This window comes from Saccharothrix longispora (genome assembly GCF_030852425.1).
Taxonomy (GTDB): Bacteria; Actinomycetota; Actinomycetes; order Mycobacteriales; family Pseudonocardiaceae; genus Actinosynnema; species Actinosynnema longispora.
Map to the genome: position 1 here is coordinate 87842 of NZ_NSDM01000010.1, position 13254 is coordinate 101095.

Annotated in this window: 13 protein-coding genes and 2 pseudogenes; 4 read left to right on the forward strand and 11 right to left on the reverse strand. The window is 74.7% G+C overall.

What is annotated here, in order from left to right; genetic code table 11:
- Positions 1 to 682 precede the first annotated feature (682 nt).
- Positions 683 to 934, reverse strand: a pseudogene (locus tag CKY47_RS36950) (alcohol dehydrogenase catalytic domain-containing protein); the annotation flags it as partial.
- A gap of 155 nt (positions 935 to 1089) precedes the next feature.
- Here CKY47_RS36950 and CKY47_RS22695 point away from each other — a divergent pair.
- Together CKY47_RS22695 and CKY47_RS22700 are read left to right on the forward strand one after the other, a co-directional pair.
- Positions 1090 to 1713: a universal stress protein gene (locus tag CKY47_RS22695; RefSeq protein WP_306747985.1), complete on the forward strand. Its 624-nt coding sequence runs from the start codon at positions 1090 to 1092 to the stop codon at positions 1711 to 1713.
- On the forward strand, positions 1611 to 1991 hold the full coding sequence (locus CKY47_RS22700) for a universal stress protein (RefSeq protein ID WP_306748272.1): 381 nt from the start codon (positions 1611 to 1613) through the stop codon (positions 1989 to 1991). The genes CKY47_RS22695 and CKY47_RS22700 overlap by 103 nt, the downstream gene beginning before the upstream one ends.
- An 83-nt stretch (positions 1992 to 2074) precedes the next feature.
- On the opposite strand, the gene CKY47_RS22705 is transcribed toward CKY47_RS22700, so the two are convergent.
- Positions 2075 to 2785 (reverse strand): hypothetical protein, encoded by a 711-nt coding sequence (locus CKY47_RS22705; protein ID WP_306748287.1) that lies wholly within the window; start codon positions 2783 to 2785, stop codon positions 2075 to 2077.
- On the opposite strand from CKY47_RS22705, the pseudogene CKY47_RS22710 reads away from it, so the two are divergent.
- Both CKY47_RS22710 and CKY47_RS22715 read left to right on the forward strand, forming a co-directional pair.
- Positions 2733 to 3128 (forward strand): annotated as a pseudogene (locus tag CKY47_RS22710) (hypothetical protein); the annotation flags it as partial. The gene CKY47_RS22705 and the pseudogene CKY47_RS22710 overlap by 53 nt on opposite strands.
- 106 nt (positions 3129 to 3234) lie before the next feature.
- Positions 3235 to 4476, forward strand: a complete 1242-nt coding sequence (locus CKY47_RS22715) for an acetyl-CoA hydrolase/transferase family protein (RefSeq protein ID WP_306747986.1) — start codon at positions 3235 to 3237, stop codon at positions 4474 to 4476.
- 112 nt (positions 4477 to 4588) lie between these two features.
- Here CKY47_RS22715 and CKY47_RS22720 read toward each other — a convergent pair whose 3' ends face one another.
- The 9 genes from CKY47_RS22720 to CKY47_RS22760 all read right to left on the reverse strand — a co-directional run bounded on the left by CKY47_RS22720 (position 4589) and on the right by CKY47_RS22760 (position 13136).
- Positions 4589 to 5068 carry a GNAT family N-acetyltransferase gene (locus CKY47_RS22720; RefSeq protein WP_306747987.1) on the reverse strand — a complete coding sequence of 160 codons (480 nt, stop codon included), beginning with the start codon at positions 5066 to 5068 and terminating at the stop codon, positions 4589 to 4591.
- A gap of 89 nt (positions 5069 to 5157) precedes the next feature.
- A complete protein-coding gene (locus CKY47_RS22725) occupies positions 5158 to 5868 on the reverse strand; it encodes a cation efflux transmembrane domain-containing protein (protein WP_306747989.1) in 711 nt (236 codons plus the stop codon).
- The gene (gene cmtR, locus CKY47_RS22730) at positions 5865 to 6224 is read right to left on the reverse strand and encodes a Cd(II)/Pb(II)-sensing metalloregulatory transcriptional regulator CmtR (protein WP_306747990.1); all 360 of its coding nucleotides are present in this window, start codon (positions 6222 to 6224) and stop codon (positions 5865 to 5867) included. The genes CKY47_RS22725 and cmtR overlap by 4 nt, the downstream gene beginning before the upstream one ends.
- 37 nt (positions 6225 to 6261) lie before the next feature.
- Positions 6262 to 8037, reverse strand: coding sequence for a condensation domain-containing protein (locus CKY47_RS22735; RefSeq protein WP_306747991.1), 1776 nt, complete (start codon positions 8035 to 8037; stop codon positions 6262 to 6264).
- 6 nt (positions 8038 to 8043) lie between these two features.
- Complete coding sequence (locus tag CKY47_RS22740) at positions 8044 to 8979, reverse strand: thioesterase domain-containing protein (protein ID WP_306747992.1); 936 nt, start codon at positions 8977 to 8979, stop codon at positions 8044 to 8046.
- Positions 8976 to 10433, reverse strand: coding sequence for an AMP-binding protein (locus CKY47_RS22745; RefSeq protein WP_306748274.1), 1458 nt, complete (start codon positions 10431 to 10433; stop codon positions 8976 to 8978). Before CKY47_RS22745 ends, CKY47_RS22740 begins: the two co-directional genes overlap by 4 nt.
- Positions 10434 to 10435: 2 nt before the next feature.
- Positions 10436 to 10945, reverse strand: a complete 510-nt coding sequence (locus CKY47_RS22750; RefSeq protein WP_306747994.1) for a phosphopantetheine-binding protein — start codon at positions 10943 to 10945, stop codon at positions 10436 to 10438.
- The gene (locus tag CKY47_RS22755; RefSeq protein WP_306747996.1) at positions 10939 to 11715 is read right to left on the reverse strand and encodes a hypothetical protein; all 777 of its coding nucleotides are present in this window, start codon (positions 11713 to 11715) and stop codon (positions 10939 to 10941) included. Before CKY47_RS22755 ends, CKY47_RS22750 begins: the two co-directional genes overlap by 7 nt.
- Positions 11706 to 13136, reverse strand: a complete 1431-nt coding sequence (locus CKY47_RS22760) for an AMP-binding protein (RefSeq protein ID WP_306747997.1) — start codon at positions 13134 to 13136, stop codon at positions 11706 to 11708. Before CKY47_RS22760 ends, CKY47_RS22755 begins: the two co-directional genes overlap by 10 nt.
- Positions 13137 to 13254: the final 118 nt, after the last annotated feature.

Genomic DNA, 13254 nt, shown 5'->3' on the forward strand with positions numbered 1-13254 from the left:
CGCCCGAACAGGTGCCGGACGAGATCACGCAGCGTGTCCGGCCGCGGACGGCGCCGCGCGACGAGTGCGCCGGGGGCGCCGTCCGCACCGCGGCTCGACGGTCCACAAGCGACAGTCGGCGGACGGGGCGGGCCGGTTGCCGACGTGTTCCCCCACGTGCTCCTGACACCGGCCCCCCGTCGGGGGCGGTGGACCGGTTGGTGGTGTCACCGGGTGGGCCGCGTCCGTTCCACGTGGACTTCGGTGCTCCGGTGTGCGCGGACACCTCCGCGAAGGCGGTGCCGCGGTCGGCGCGTGGCGGAGGTGGTGGCCGGTGGGCACGCCCGGACGGTGGTGGTCGTCTCTGGTGGGTGCGGTTGCGCCGCCACCACTTCTCCGCTTCGACGACGGCGTAGGCGACGGTGGCGATGGCCGCGGCGAGGGCCCAGTCCTGCCAGTCGATGGGGGCCGTGCGGAAGCGCGTGTTCATGAACGGGGGTGTAGGTGAAGAGCAGTCGCAGGGCGGCGGTGAGGGCGATGCTGGCGGGGAGCCAGGGATTGGCGCGCAGGCCGACGCGGGGGCGGAGGTTGTGCTGCTGCTCGCACAGCGCCTCCCAGCCGGACGCGCAGTAGGAGCACTCGCCGCAGGCGTGCCCAGCCACGGGATGGCCACGCGCGTGCCGAGCAGCGCCGGGCCGACGCCGTCGCCGACGGCGTCGACGGTGCCGACGCCCTCGTGGCCGGGGACGAACGGCGGGGTGGGTTTGACCGGCCAGTCGCCGTTGGCGGCGTGGGTGTCGGTGTGGCAGATGCCCGACGACTCCAACCGCACCAGTACCTGACGGGTGCCCGGCCGCGGCACCGGCACGTCCCGCACCTCCGGAGGCGCACCCAGCTCTGTGACGGCAGCGGTCCTCACGATGACTCCTCTCGTTGTTCCACGAACGGTTTTCACCGTTCACCGCTCCGGGACCGCCCTCCGAGGTCCCGTCGGCGCAGGGTCCTTGGTCCCGAACTGCTGCCGCGGCGGTGACCGCACCGGGTCGTCTCGTCATCCGCGGACGGGTGACGGACATGTCGTCTGTCGGGATCGTGCGGGGAGAAGACGGAATGACGGAGATCGCTGTGGTGGGCAGGCCGGTCGTGGTCGGGGTCGACGGTTCCGAGTCGGCCGCGCGGGCGGTGCGCTGGGCCGCGCGGGAGGCCGCCCGCCGGACGGCCCCGCTGGTGATCGTGCACGCCTGCCCGGTGGTCGCCGGGCACGTCCCCGAGCCCGCCCCGCTGCCCCGCAGCTACCACGAAGCGGTTCTGGAACAGGGGCGCGAACGGCTCGCCGAGGCCGAGGCCGAGGCGCGCGGGACGGCTCCCGAGGTGGAGGTGCGCACCGAACTGGTGTTCGGCGGTGCGGCCGAGGACCTGGTGGGGCGTTCGGCGTCGGCCCAGCTGGTGGTGCTGGGATCGCGCGGTCTGGGCGGGTTCACCGGCTTGCTCGTCGGGTCGATCGCGGTCGCGGTGTCCACGCACGGGCACTGCCCCGTCGTGGTGGTGCGGGGGACCGGGCCCGAGGCGGGCGGGCGGCGCGAAGGCCGGTCGTGGTGGGCCTGGACGGATCGTCCACCAGCGAGGCCGCCCTGGCGCTCGCGGTCGAGGCCGCCGCGTCCGGGAACGCGGAGCTGGTGGCGGTGCGCACCTGGTCGGACCTGGCGGTGGACACCGCCTGGGAGCACGGCCTGACCGCGGACTGGGAGTCGATCCAGGCGGCGGAGCAGCGGCTCCTGGAACAGCGGTTGGCCCCGCACCGCGAGGCGCGCCCGGAGCTGGTGGTGCGGACGCTGGTCACCCGCGACCGGCCGGCGCGCTCGTTGGTGGAGCACGCCGAGCACGCGCAGCTGGTCGTGGTGGGGTCGCGGGGGCGCGGCGGTTTCCGAGGGCTGCTGCTGGGGTCCACCAGCCAGACCCTGATCCACCACGCGCCCTGCCCCGTCGCCGTGATCCCGCCGCACCAGGCCTGACCGGTCCCGACAGGCCTGTCGCCCCACGCCCCGCGAGAGTCGTACGTCCAGGACGCGAGAGTCGTGCGTTCAGGGGCCCGGTCTCACCGTTGCGGCAGCAGGCGGCGCAGGGCGAACCCGGGGACGGCGGCGGTGGTCGCGGCCATCAGCAGGCCGCCGGCGATGCCGATGAGCACGGTCGCCGTGAGGGCCTGGCCGGGGTGCCACAGCGGCACCGCGAAGCCGAGGAACTCGGCGAGGGTGACGATCGGCAGCCACGTGCGGAACAGCGCCGCACCCCGCAGCGGGGGTCGTCCGGCCGGGGATCGCCCGATCGTGACCGCCAGGACCTGGGCGTCGGTGGTGACGCGGGGGAAGGCGCGGCGGTAGGCGTCCAGTGCCGCGTCGCGCTCGGCACCGCCCAGGACGGCCCCCGACCCGGTGACCCGGTCCCCGGTGCGGCCGGGACGTCCGGCTCTCCCGCACCCGGCGTCCCGCGCCCCGACCAGCCCTGACCGTGTCCCGACCTGCCGTCCGGAGAGGCCGGACGGTGAACGGGCGCGCGGAGCGGAGCCGTTGATCCCCGCCCGAGGTCCCGGTGCGGTGGAGACCTTCGCCCGTCTCGTCGACCCTCCCGCGACACGATGATCGACGTGAACGACGAAGCAGAGGAGACGACGACACCATGACCTCGATCCCCACCCCCGCAAGACCACCCGCACCACCGCCGCCGCCGCCGCCGGAGCGGCCGCCACCACGACGGTGGTCGGCACCGAGTCCGGGGCCGGGGCCGGCGCGCTCGCGGTCCTGCGCATCACCACCGGGGCCGTGTTCCTGTGGGCCTTCCTCGACAAGCTGTTCGGTCTCGGCTACGCCACCGAATCTGCCGGTGCCTGGTGGGCGGACTGGCTTTCACGCCCGGCCTGCTCGCCATCGGCCTCGCCGTCACCGCCGGCGTCGCCCTGCGCCCCGCCGCCGCCCTGATGATGCTGCTGATGTGGGCCGCCGAATGGCCGCCCGCCCCGGTTCACCTCCGCCGGCGAACCCGGCATGTCGACCAACCCGGTCATCGACCACCACATCGTCTACGCCCTCGCCCTGATCGCCGTGGCCGCCGCCGGTGCGGGTGCCACCCGGGGCCCGGCCCGCCGCTGGGCGACCCGCCCGCTCCGAGGCGTCCACGGGACCCGCGCCACCCGCACCGGTCCTCGACCGCCTCGCCCCGCCGCCTCGCGCCGCCGGCCCGGTCAGGTGACCATTACCCATGCGCATCGTCTCCGAGTCCCAGTTGTCCGCCGTGGTGTCCGCGGCCGCGGCCCGCCCGCGAGTGGTCGTGAGCGGTAACCACGCCACCCCTCACCACGTGCTGGGAGTGCTGGACAAGGCGGTGGCCGAGTACCGCCTGTTCGCGCTGAACGCCCAACCGGGCATCCCGGACCGTGACGGAGTGGTGCTGGAGACGCCGTTCGTCGGGCCGGGCATGCGCGGCCGGAAGATGCTGCGCTACTTCCCCTCCCGGCTGTCGCTGGTGCCCCACCTGCTCCAGCAGTCGCTGCCACCGGACATCGTCCTGATCCACACCTCCACCCCGGTCGACGGGTGCGTGTCACTGGGCACGGAGGTGAACATCCTCCCCGCGGCGATCGAGGCGACCCGGGCCAGGGGCGGGCTGGTCATCGCCCAGCTGAACCCGCGGATGCCCTACACCCACGGCGACGGGGTGCTGCCCTGCGACGAGGTGGACTACGCGATCGAGGTCGACGAGCCGCTGACCTCGCCGGCGCCCCGCGCGATCGGCGAGGTGTCCCAGGCGATCGCCGAACGGGTGGCGGCGCTCGTCCCCGCCGGCGCCACCCTGCAGATGGGCATCGGCGCCGTCCCGGACGCGGTCCTGGCCGCGCTCACCGGGCGGCAGGGCCTGGCGGTGTGGTCGGAGATGTTCAGCGACGGCGTGCTCGGCCTGGACCGGGCGGGCGCGCTCGACCCGGACACCCCGATCACCGCGTCGTTCGTGTTCGGCAGCCCGGAGCTGTACAGCTGGGTGGACCGCAACCCGCGGGTCCGGCTGCTGCGCACCGAGAAGACCAACGACCCCGGCCTGATCGCCCGTCGGCCACGCCTGGTGTCGATCAACAGCGCGTTGCAGGTGGACCTGTACGCCCAGGCCAACGCCAGCCGGGTGCACGGCGTCATCTACTCGGGGTTCGGCGGGCAGACCGACTTCGTGGTCGGGGCCCTGCACTCGCCGGGCGGCCGGGCGATCGTCGCCCTGCCCTCCTGGCACCCCAAGGCCGACGTGTCCACCGTGGTGCCCCGCCTGACCGGCCCGGTCACCTCGTTCCAGCACAGCTACCTGGTCAGCGAACAGGGCACCGCCACCATCTGGGGTCACGACGCCGGCGAACAGGCCCAGCAGATCATCGACCACGTCGCCCACCCCCGGGTCCGCGACGAGCTCGCCGAGGCCGGCCGCGGCCTCGGCTTCCCGCTCCGGCCGCCGGCCTGACGGGCATCCCGCGGGCGGGTCCGTCGTACGCGCCCCACGCGCGCGACACCGCCTGACCGCGTCCCGGAGTCGCGGACCGGACCCGTGGCCGCGACTCCGGGACCGCTGCCGTTCATCCCTGGTCGAGGCGCAGGACGCTCTCCTCGATCTCGGCGTTCCGGGCGGGCGCGTAGGAGGTCTCGGTGCCGATGACCGCGAAGCCCGCCTTGCGCAGGACCCTGAGCGATGCGGGGTTGTCGCCGGCGGCGCGGGCGTGCAGGGGGCGGACGGTGACCGCGTCGAGGAACAGGGCCAGGGCGCGGCCGGCGACTCCCCGGCCCCAGACCGGGCGGTCGATCCAGTAGGTGATCTCGGTGTCGCCCTCCACGGCGAAGCAGGAGATGCTGCCGACGAGGCGTCCGTCGAGGGTCACCGCCCGCAGGACGACGTCGGGGGAGGTCCTCACCTTGGCCATGTGGGCGTCGAACGCCGCGCGGTCGTCGGGGTCCTCGGCGGTGAAGGCCGCCATCCGGACCGACACGGGGTCGCGCATCTGGTCGAACAGCGCGTCGAGGTCGGAATCCTCGATCGGCCGCAATGCCACCTCTGCCACCGGTGTCCCCCTTCGTTCCGGTCCGAGCCGCGGGGAACGTACCAGCGCCGTCCGACAATCCGGTGTGCGCCGGCAGCGGGCCGGCAGGGTCAGCAGCAGTGCCGCCCGCGCCAGGCTTCGCGGCCCTCCCTGACCGCGACGGCGGCGATGACCAGGGCGACGACCGGGTCGGCCCACGACCAGCCGAACAGGGAGTTGAGCACCAGGCCGACCAGCAGCACGCCGGAGAGGTAGGTGCACAGCAGCGTCTGCCTGGAGTCGGCGACCGCGCTGGCCGAGCCGAGTTCACGCCCGGCGCGGCGTTGTGCCGCGGACAGGAACGGCATGACCACCAGCGAGACGGCCGCCAGCACGATGCCGACGGTGGAGTGGTCGGCGGTCCCGGCGCCCAGCAGCGAGCGCGCCGACTCGACGGTGACGTAGGCGGCCAGCGCGAAGAACGACACCGCGATGACCTTCAACGCCGTGCGCTCGCGCTCCTCGGGGTCCGCGCCGGAGAACTGCCAGGCCACCGCGGCGGCGGAGGCGACCTCGACGACGGAGTCCAGGCCGAAGCCGATCAGCGCGGTGGAAGAGGCGATCGTCCCGGCGGTGATCGCCACGACGGCCTCGATCACGTTGTAGGTGATCGTCGCGGCGACCAGCAGCCGCACCCGCCGGGTGAGCACCGCCCGCCGCCGCGGGGCCGGCGTCGGGGCGGCCCCGGACGAGCAGCACCCGTCCGCACACCCGTCCCCGGCCGGTGCCGAGGAGGGCGCGGGGGTGCGCGCCAGGTCGACGCGGTCGTGGTCGGTGCTCATCCGGCGACCTCCCTCGTGGTCACGGCGCCCGCCGGCCGCGCGTCGTCGAGGCACGGCTCGGTGGTGTCCACCGCGAGCACGACCTCGACCAGTTCGCCCAGCGCCCGCGTCAGGTGGGCGTCGGCCAGGGCGTAGTGGACCTGGCGGCCCTCATAGGTGGCGACCACCAGGCCGCAGCCGCGCAGGCACGACAGGTGGTTGGACACGTTCGACCTGGTCAGCCCCAGGTGGTCGGCGAGCCGGGCCGGGTAGCTGACGCCGTCCAGCAGGGCCACGAGGATGCGGCAGCGGGTCGGGTCGGCCAGCGCCTTGCCCAGCCGGGCGAGGGCGTCCTCGCGCGTCTCACACTTCAGCACGCCCACAACAGTACAGCCAATGCTGTACCGGGGTGGGTCAGGTCCGGTCGACGGGGGAACGGCCCGTGCCGGCGCTCAGGGGGGTCGGCCAGGCGGTGGGATCCGCCGGGTCCGGCGGGGCGGTCGCGCAGACGACGTAGTAGCGGGGGGTGAGGGCGTTGAGGTGGTCGGGCAGCGCGGCCATGCAGAGGGCGTGCGCCTGCTCCGGTGTCCGCACGGCGTCCGTGGCGGTCAGGTGGGCGACCAGGGGGCGTCCGTCGACGGACGCGTGGACGCGGGCGACCGAAGGGCCCAGCGCCTCGTCCAGGAGCCGCTGCACCTCGACGAGGTCGACCCAGCACGAGTCGACCAGCACCCAGTCGGCGGTGCGGGCGATGGGCTCCAGGCCGACGAGGTCGCGGACCCGCCCCGGGGCGAGGTCGCCGGACGCGGCCTCGACCAGCAGCCTCTCGACGGCCAGGAGCAGCGATTCCATCTCGGACCGGGGCACCAGCCCGGTGTCCGCGCTCCACAGGTCTAGCCGGACGCGGTCGTCGACCTGGGTCAGGCCGAACCGCACCGGTGTCCCGTTGCGGTGCACCGGGCGCCACCGCAGCTCGGTGTGCGCCAGCGCGGCGGTGATCTGCTCCGGCCGGTGCCTGACCCCGGCGTTGGCGCCGGACCACGACTCGGGGACGAGGCTGTTGAACAGCGGGTCGTAGAGGAACCGCAGGCCCCGTTCGTGTTCGAGCCGCTCGCCCATCGCGGCCCGCTCGGCGCCGTCGTACCCGGCGTGCCTGCTCGCCTCCAGCACCGAGGTCCACGTGTGCTTGACCAGCGCGTCGAAGGTCCGGTCGCCGACCTCGACGGTGGCGATGCCGCCCTGCGCCAGGGTGCCGACGTAGCCGGCCAGCCTCCGGTCGAAGCGGTTGCTCGACAGCAGGGGGAACACCAGTTCCCGGTAACCGGTCCGCTGGGAGAGCACCGCGCAGACGGCGCCGAGGACGATGGCGGACCGGCTGGCCCGCGTGCGCGCCGCCACCTGCCGCACGGCCATCGCCGCCGCCGCGGACGACAGCTCCACCGCCAGCGACTCGCCGGAGGCCCGCCTGCCCGGCAGGGCGTACAGGCAGCGGGGTATCCGCCGCGACTGCCCCTCCAGGTAGTCGAGCGCCGACTCGGCCCGCCGCCGCCCGGCGGGTGTCGCCTCCAGCTCGGCCTGGTCCAGCGGTTGGTGCCGGGGCGGACCCACCTGCCGCAGGGCCGGGTCGGCGAGCATCTCGGCGAACTCGCGCTTGACGACCTCGATGGCCCCGAGGTCGACGGCCAGGTGCGAGAACCCGGCGGCGCAGGCGACCACCGTCCCGTCCCCGGCCGTGGCGACCGCGACCCGCAGCGCGGTGGCCACGGTGCCGCGTCGTTCGCGCAACCACCCGACGAGCTTCGCGGCCACCGCCGGGCGGTCGCGCGGTCCCCACGACCCCTCGCCGAGGGAGCACACGTCGAGCACGAGCACGCCGGTCCCCGCGACCACCTGGCGGGGGCGCTCGCCGACGACGTACGTGGTGCGCAGGCCCTCGTGCCTGGCCACCAGCACGGCGAGCGACTCGGCCACGTCGTCGGTGGACACGCCGCCGGGCACCGGGAGCTCGACGCAGAGGATCGCGGCGAAGTGGTCCGGGGTGGGCTTGAGCCACTGCACGGTGTTGAGCTGGCCGAGGGTGAGCGGGCCCTCGCCCGCCCGCCGCCCGGTGAAGGCGACCGGGACCGGCTCCGCCGGCGTCAGCCGCACGCGTCGCCGGCGGTCCCGGCCGGTGTCGGTGGAGGTGGTCATCGCCGGTCAGCCGATCATGCCGCGCAGCGCGGCCGGGTCGTCGTGCTCCCGCACCTGCCGCGCGGCGCCGGCCGGCCAGTCCGCGATCGGTGACGGCGCGCCGGAAGGGGCGCGGAAGACGTCGAGCGGCCCGGGGTACGGTCGCGGCTCCCAGTCGCGCACGGCGTCGTGGGCGGCCCGCCACACGCGCCGGGCGCGCGCGACGAACCCGGGCGTCTCGTCCGGGGGCACGAGGCCGCGCGCCCGCCACCGCTCCAGGACCTCCGGGTCGCCGTCATCGGGTTCGTCGAACCCGGGTTCGGCGATGCCGTCCAGCAGCCCGGCGTCGAGCACGGCCACGAGCCGGACCTCGGCGCCGGTGCCGGCGAGGTGGACGGCCATCTCGTGGGCGACCGCCGCGCCGGTCGAGCAGCCGCCGAGGAAGTACGGCCCCTCGGCCCGCACCGCCAGCACGGCGTCGACGTAGGCGCGGGCCATCGCCGGCACCGTGTCGAGGGGGGCCGCGTCCGAGTGCAGGCCGGTCGCCTGCAACCCGAACAGGGTGAACTCCTCGCCCAGCGCCTGGGCCAGGTGGGCGTACGCGCCCACCTGCCCGTTGGCGGGGTGCACCAGGAACAGCGGCGGTCGGGTCCCGTCGCCGCGCTGGATCGCGACGAGCGGGTCCGACAGCCGCTCGTTCTGCCCGCGCAGCCGCGTGGCGAGGCCCTCCACGGTCGGGTGCTCGGTCAGCGCGTTCAGGGGGAGCTGGACGCCGAACTCCTCGAACACGGCGTTGACGACCCGCGCCGCGTCCAGCGAGTTGCCGCCCAGCTCGAAGAAGTTCTCCCGGACCCCGACGGAGAACCCGATGACCTCCTGCCACTGCCGGGCCAGCCACAGCTCCACCGGGTCGCGCGGGTGCCGGTAGCCGGTGTCGATCACGTCGTCCGCGGTCGGGTTCATCGTGTGGGTGCACCGCCCTCGTGGCTGGGAGCCAGTCTCCAGCGTTGGACCTTCCCGGCCGCCGACCGGGGGAGCCGGTCGACGAACGTGAAGTGCTTCGGGATCTTGTAGCCGGCCAGCCGCCGTCCGCAGTGCGCGGCGAGGTCGGCCTTGCGGACGCTCGCGCCGGGCCGCAGCACCACGTGCGCGCCGACCACCGACCCGAGCGCCTGGTGCGGCACGGCGAGGGCGACGGCGTCGACCACCGCGGGGTGGGCCATGAGCGCGGCCTCGACCTCGTGCGGGTCGACCTTCTCACCGCCCACGTTGATGGTGTCGTGGTCGCGCGGTTCGAGGTACAGGTAGCCGTCCCGGTCGAGCCTGCCGCGGTCGCCGACCGTGGCGAACCCGTCCGGGGTGGTGCGGATGGCCCGCTCGTCGACGTAGTCGGAGCGGCCGACGCGGTGCGGCGTCCGCATGAACACGGTGCCGATGACGCCCGGCGCGACCTGCTCGCCGCCGTCGTCCAGGACGCGGAGCTGGGTGAGGACGCCGCGCCCGACGGTGCCGGGTCGGGCGAGCCACTCGTCACCGCGGGCCAGCGTCACGCCGATGCCCTCGGTCGCGCCGTACAGCTCGAAGACCCGTTCCGGGCCGAGCAGGTCGATCCACCCGCGCTTGGTGTCCGCGTCGCAGCGGGCCGCGGTGTGCAGCACCGCGCGCAGGCTCGCGAAGCTCTCCGGCCGCGGGCGCGCGAGCAGCAGGATCTCGCGCATGTGCGTCGGCGTCAGCTGCACCCACTCGACCCCGTGCCGCCGCACCAGGTCCACCGTCCACTCCGGGGAGAAGAACGGTTGCAGCACGACGGTGTTCATGTCCAGCAGCGCGTCCACGTACGCGGTGAAGGGCGCGGCGTGGTACAGCGGCCCGACGACGAGCTGCCGCTGACCGGTCCGCCAGCCCGTCTGCCTGATCACCAGGGACGGTGTGCGGGCGGCGTCGTAGCGCAGCGGCCCCGGCTTCGCGGAGATCTTGGGGACACCGGTGCTCGCGCCGGTCGCCAGCAGGTACGCCACCGGGGCGCCGACGGTCGTCGGCACGGTCGAGGCCGGCGGCCGGTCGAGCGCGTCCGCCAGGTGCACGTGCCCGAACCGGCGGCCGAGCAGGCCGACCAGGACGTCCCGCTCGGCGGGCGGGGTGGCGGGGTTGACCGGGAAGACCGGCACCTCGGCCGCGAGCGCCGCCGCGATGCCGATCGCCGCCGACGGGGTGTTGCCCGCCTCCACGACGACGCACGACGGGACGCCCGGGTCGAGTGCCGCGCGCAGCGCCGCCACCGCCTGCCCGACGGAGTCGGCGAACTCCCGCCACGACAGGGACTGCTCGGCCAGGGCCGCGTCGAACCCGACGAGCGCCGTCCGCCCGGGGGCGGAGCGCGCGATCGCGTCGATCCGCCGGTGCACGGAGAGGGTCATCGTCACCGCAGGATCTCGGCCAACCGCCGGACACTGGACGCGCTGATGAACTCGTACACGTCCAGCGGCCGGTCGAACTCCGCTTCGAGGGCCGCGATGATGCCGAGCGCGGACAGCGAGTCGCCGCCGAGCTCCAGGAAGTCGTCGGTCGCGCCGACCGGGCGCACGTCCATCTGCGCCGACCAGATCTCCGCCACCCGGCGCTCGACGTCGTCGCGCGGGTCCTCGAAGAGCGTGCACCGGCCGTCGGCGACCGCCGCCACCAGGAACCCGACGTCCACCTCGCCCCCGACCACCGGGAGGCGCTCCACGACCAGCACGCCGGTCAACCCGCAGTCCTCGCCCAACCGCCGCCGCACGTGGTTGCGCAGCACCGGGCCGCTCAGGTACTCGGTCGGCTCGACGGCCGCGACGGTGACGTCCCGCCCGTCGTGGCGCACGACGGCGACCACCGCCGCACCGACACCGGGGTGCGCCGACAACGCGTCGGAGATCTCGGCCACGCTCACCATGTGCGCTCTCCCGTCAGCAGTTCGGCGACGAGGCCGTGCACCTCGGCCTCGCGCAGCAGGCTGGTGTGGTCCACGTCCAGCGAGAGGTTCCCGGCCGCGTCCACCGGCGGCTCGTGGCCCTTCGACGACACGAACAGGGGTGTTCCGCCGCGCGCGTCGAACCGGCCCTGGCCGGCCAGGAGCAGGAACTCGACGTACGCGGTGAACCCGCCGGTGAGCTGCTGCCGGAAGACCTCGTTGAGCGACAGCCTGCGGGCGACCTCGCCCATCAACCCGTCGTACCGCTCGACCAGCGCGGCGGCGATGCGGGGCAGGTCGTCCGGGTGCGCTTCGACCAGCTCGTCCGCCAGCGCCCGCGCGTCGGCCAGCTCGTCGGAGGTCAGGTGCTCCGCGGACGTTTCGATCGTCGAGGTGAACTCGTGGGCGATCGAGCCCGCGCTCGTCGTCACGGCGTCGAAGAGCACGGTCGCCGGCGGCGCGCCCGGCCCGGCGACCGCGTCGGCGACGCGGGTGCCCAGCGCGGCGCCGGCGCAGTACCCCAGCACCGCGCGGACCCGGCGTCCGGTCGCCGACACCTCCGCCACCCAGCGCTCGACGCACGCGTCCAGCGGACCGGTGCCCGGTCGCGCGAGGTGCAGGAAGCAGGCGTCCACCGCGACACCGGCCGCGAGGTCCGCGAAGCCCGCCGCGGCTCTGGCACCGGGGAAGTCGAGGCACAGCACGAGATCCGGCCCCCGGTCGACCAGTACCCGCCAGTGGGTCAACTCCACCGTCCGACCTCCCCCGTGTCCACGGCCGCCGCCAGCGCCCGGTAGTCGACCTTCCCGCCGGACGTCTGGGGCAGCCGGTCGACGTGCCGGACGACGACGTGCCGGCCGGGCACGCCCAGCACCTCGGCGAGTCGCCGCCGCTGCCCCTCGTGCACGGCCGCGTCCCCGGCGCCGAACAGGTAGACGACGTCGTCACCGCCGATCACCGCGGCGGGGTGGTCCGGTCGTTCGACCAGGTGCTCCAGGTCGTCGAGGCTCGTGCGGACGCCGAGGACCTTGACGATCCGCTTGGTGCGGCCGGTCAGGTACAGGCGACCGTCGCGCAGGTACCCGAGGTCGCCGGTGTCCAGCACGTCCACCTCGGCGCCGCGGCGGAGGTCGTCCCGACCGGTCGCGTAGCCGAGCATGACCCCCGGACCCCGGTAGTGGACCGCTCCCTCGCCGGGCACGGCCCGGTCGTGCGCCCGCGCCTCCTCGATCGTGATGGTGCCACCGGGCACCGCGACGCCCACCGACCCGAGGTGGTCCGGGAGGTCGGCCGGGTCGAGGCAGGCGATCCGCGAGGTGGCCTCGGTCTGGCCGTACATCGGGACGAACCGGCCCCGCCGCCGCTCCATCACCCGCGCGAGCCGCAGCGTCAGCTCGTCGCCCAACCGCGCGCCCGCCTGCGTCATCGTGCGGATACGCGTGCGCTCCAACAGGTTCGCGTGAGCGGGGCCGAACGCCGCGTAGGTCGTCGGCACGGCGGCGAACGAGGTCGCGCCCGCCCTGGCCAGGTGGTCCCACGTCGCCAGCGCCAGCGGTGACCCGTCGCCGAGCACGATGCTCGCGCCGGCCAGCAGGTGGCTGTTCACCACCGACAGCCCGTAGGCGCGGGTGATGGGCAACGTGGTCGGCGCGCGTTCCGCCGCGGTGATGCCCAGCGCGCGGGTGACGGCGGCGGAGTTGCCCGCCAGCGCCCCGTAGGACAGCCGCACCGTCTTCGGGCTTGCCGTGGTCCCCGAAGTCGCGAGCAGCAGCGCCGTCTCCGGGAATACGTCCCCGGCGGGTTCGGCCGCGCGCCGGCGAAAGAGTTTCGCGGCGCCGATCGCGCGGTCGACGGGTTCGTAATCGGAGTCGGCCGGATTCCCGCCGCCGGGAGCCGGCAGGACGAACTCCGGTCGGTACAGCGAAAGTATTTCGTGGGAAGCGGGCAGGAATGCGACCGTGTGGCCTAGCCGCAGTGCGGCGAGATAGGCGACCACGGTGGGCAGGTCGCGGTCCCCGGCGCACAGCACCAGCGCTTTCCCGTTGTGCCGCAAAGCCTGTTCCGCCTCGGCGACCAGCCGGGCCACGTCGCCGTAGGACAGCGTCCGGCCGCCGACGAGGTGGACGGCAGGGGACCGCGGCGACGCCTGGTCGTGCGTCACGAGATCGAGCATCGCCGGCGGCATGGAGGTCATTCTGCGGTCTGGTGCGAACCGCGGTCCATAGCCCGTATGCGGGCCGGCGGACGTGCTTGACGGCTTCGGTCGCGGTAGGGCACATTCCCGTTGACCT

What these genes read in the sequence shown, in the direction of transcription:
- CKY47_RS22695 (WP_306747985.1), top strand. Translation starts at nt 1,090, where the DNA reads ATGACGGAGATCGCTGTGGTGGGCAGGCCGGTCGTGGTCGGGGTCGAC.
- CKY47_RS22705 (WP_306748287.1), bottom strand. Translation starts at nt 2,785, where the DNA reads ATGCGCAGGACCGCGAGCGCGCCGGCCCCGGCCCCGGACTCGGTGCCG.
- CKY47_RS22715 (WP_306747986.1), top strand. Translation starts at nt 3,235, where the DNA reads ATGCGCATCGTCTCCGAGTCCCAGTTGTCCGCCGTGGTGTCCGCGGCC.
- CKY47_RS22725 (WP_306747989.1), bottom strand. Translation starts at nt 5,868, where the DNA reads ATGAGCACCGACCACGACCGCGTCGACCTGGCGCGCACCCCCGCGCCC.
- CKY47_RS22735 (WP_306747991.1), bottom strand. Translation starts at nt 8,037, where the DNA reads ATGACCACCTCCACCGACACCGGCCGGGACCGCCGGCGACGCGTGCGG.
- CKY47_RS22740 (WP_306747992.1), bottom strand. Translation starts at nt 8,979, where the DNA reads ATGAACCCGACCGCGGACGACGTGATCGACACCGGCTACCGGCACCCG.
- CKY47_RS22745 (WP_306748274.1), bottom strand. Translation starts at nt 10,433, where the DNA reads ATGACCCTCTCCGTGCACCGGCGGATCGACGCGATCGCGCGCTCCGCC.
- CKY47_RS22750 (WP_306747994.1), bottom strand. Translation starts at nt 10,945, where the DNA reads ATGGTGAGCGTGGCCGAGATCTCCGACGCGTTGTCGGCGCACCCCGGT.
- CKY47_RS22760 (WP_306747997.1), bottom strand. Translation starts at nt 13,136, where the DNA reads ATGCTCGATCTCGTGACGCACGACCAGGCGTCGCCGCGGTCCCCTGCC.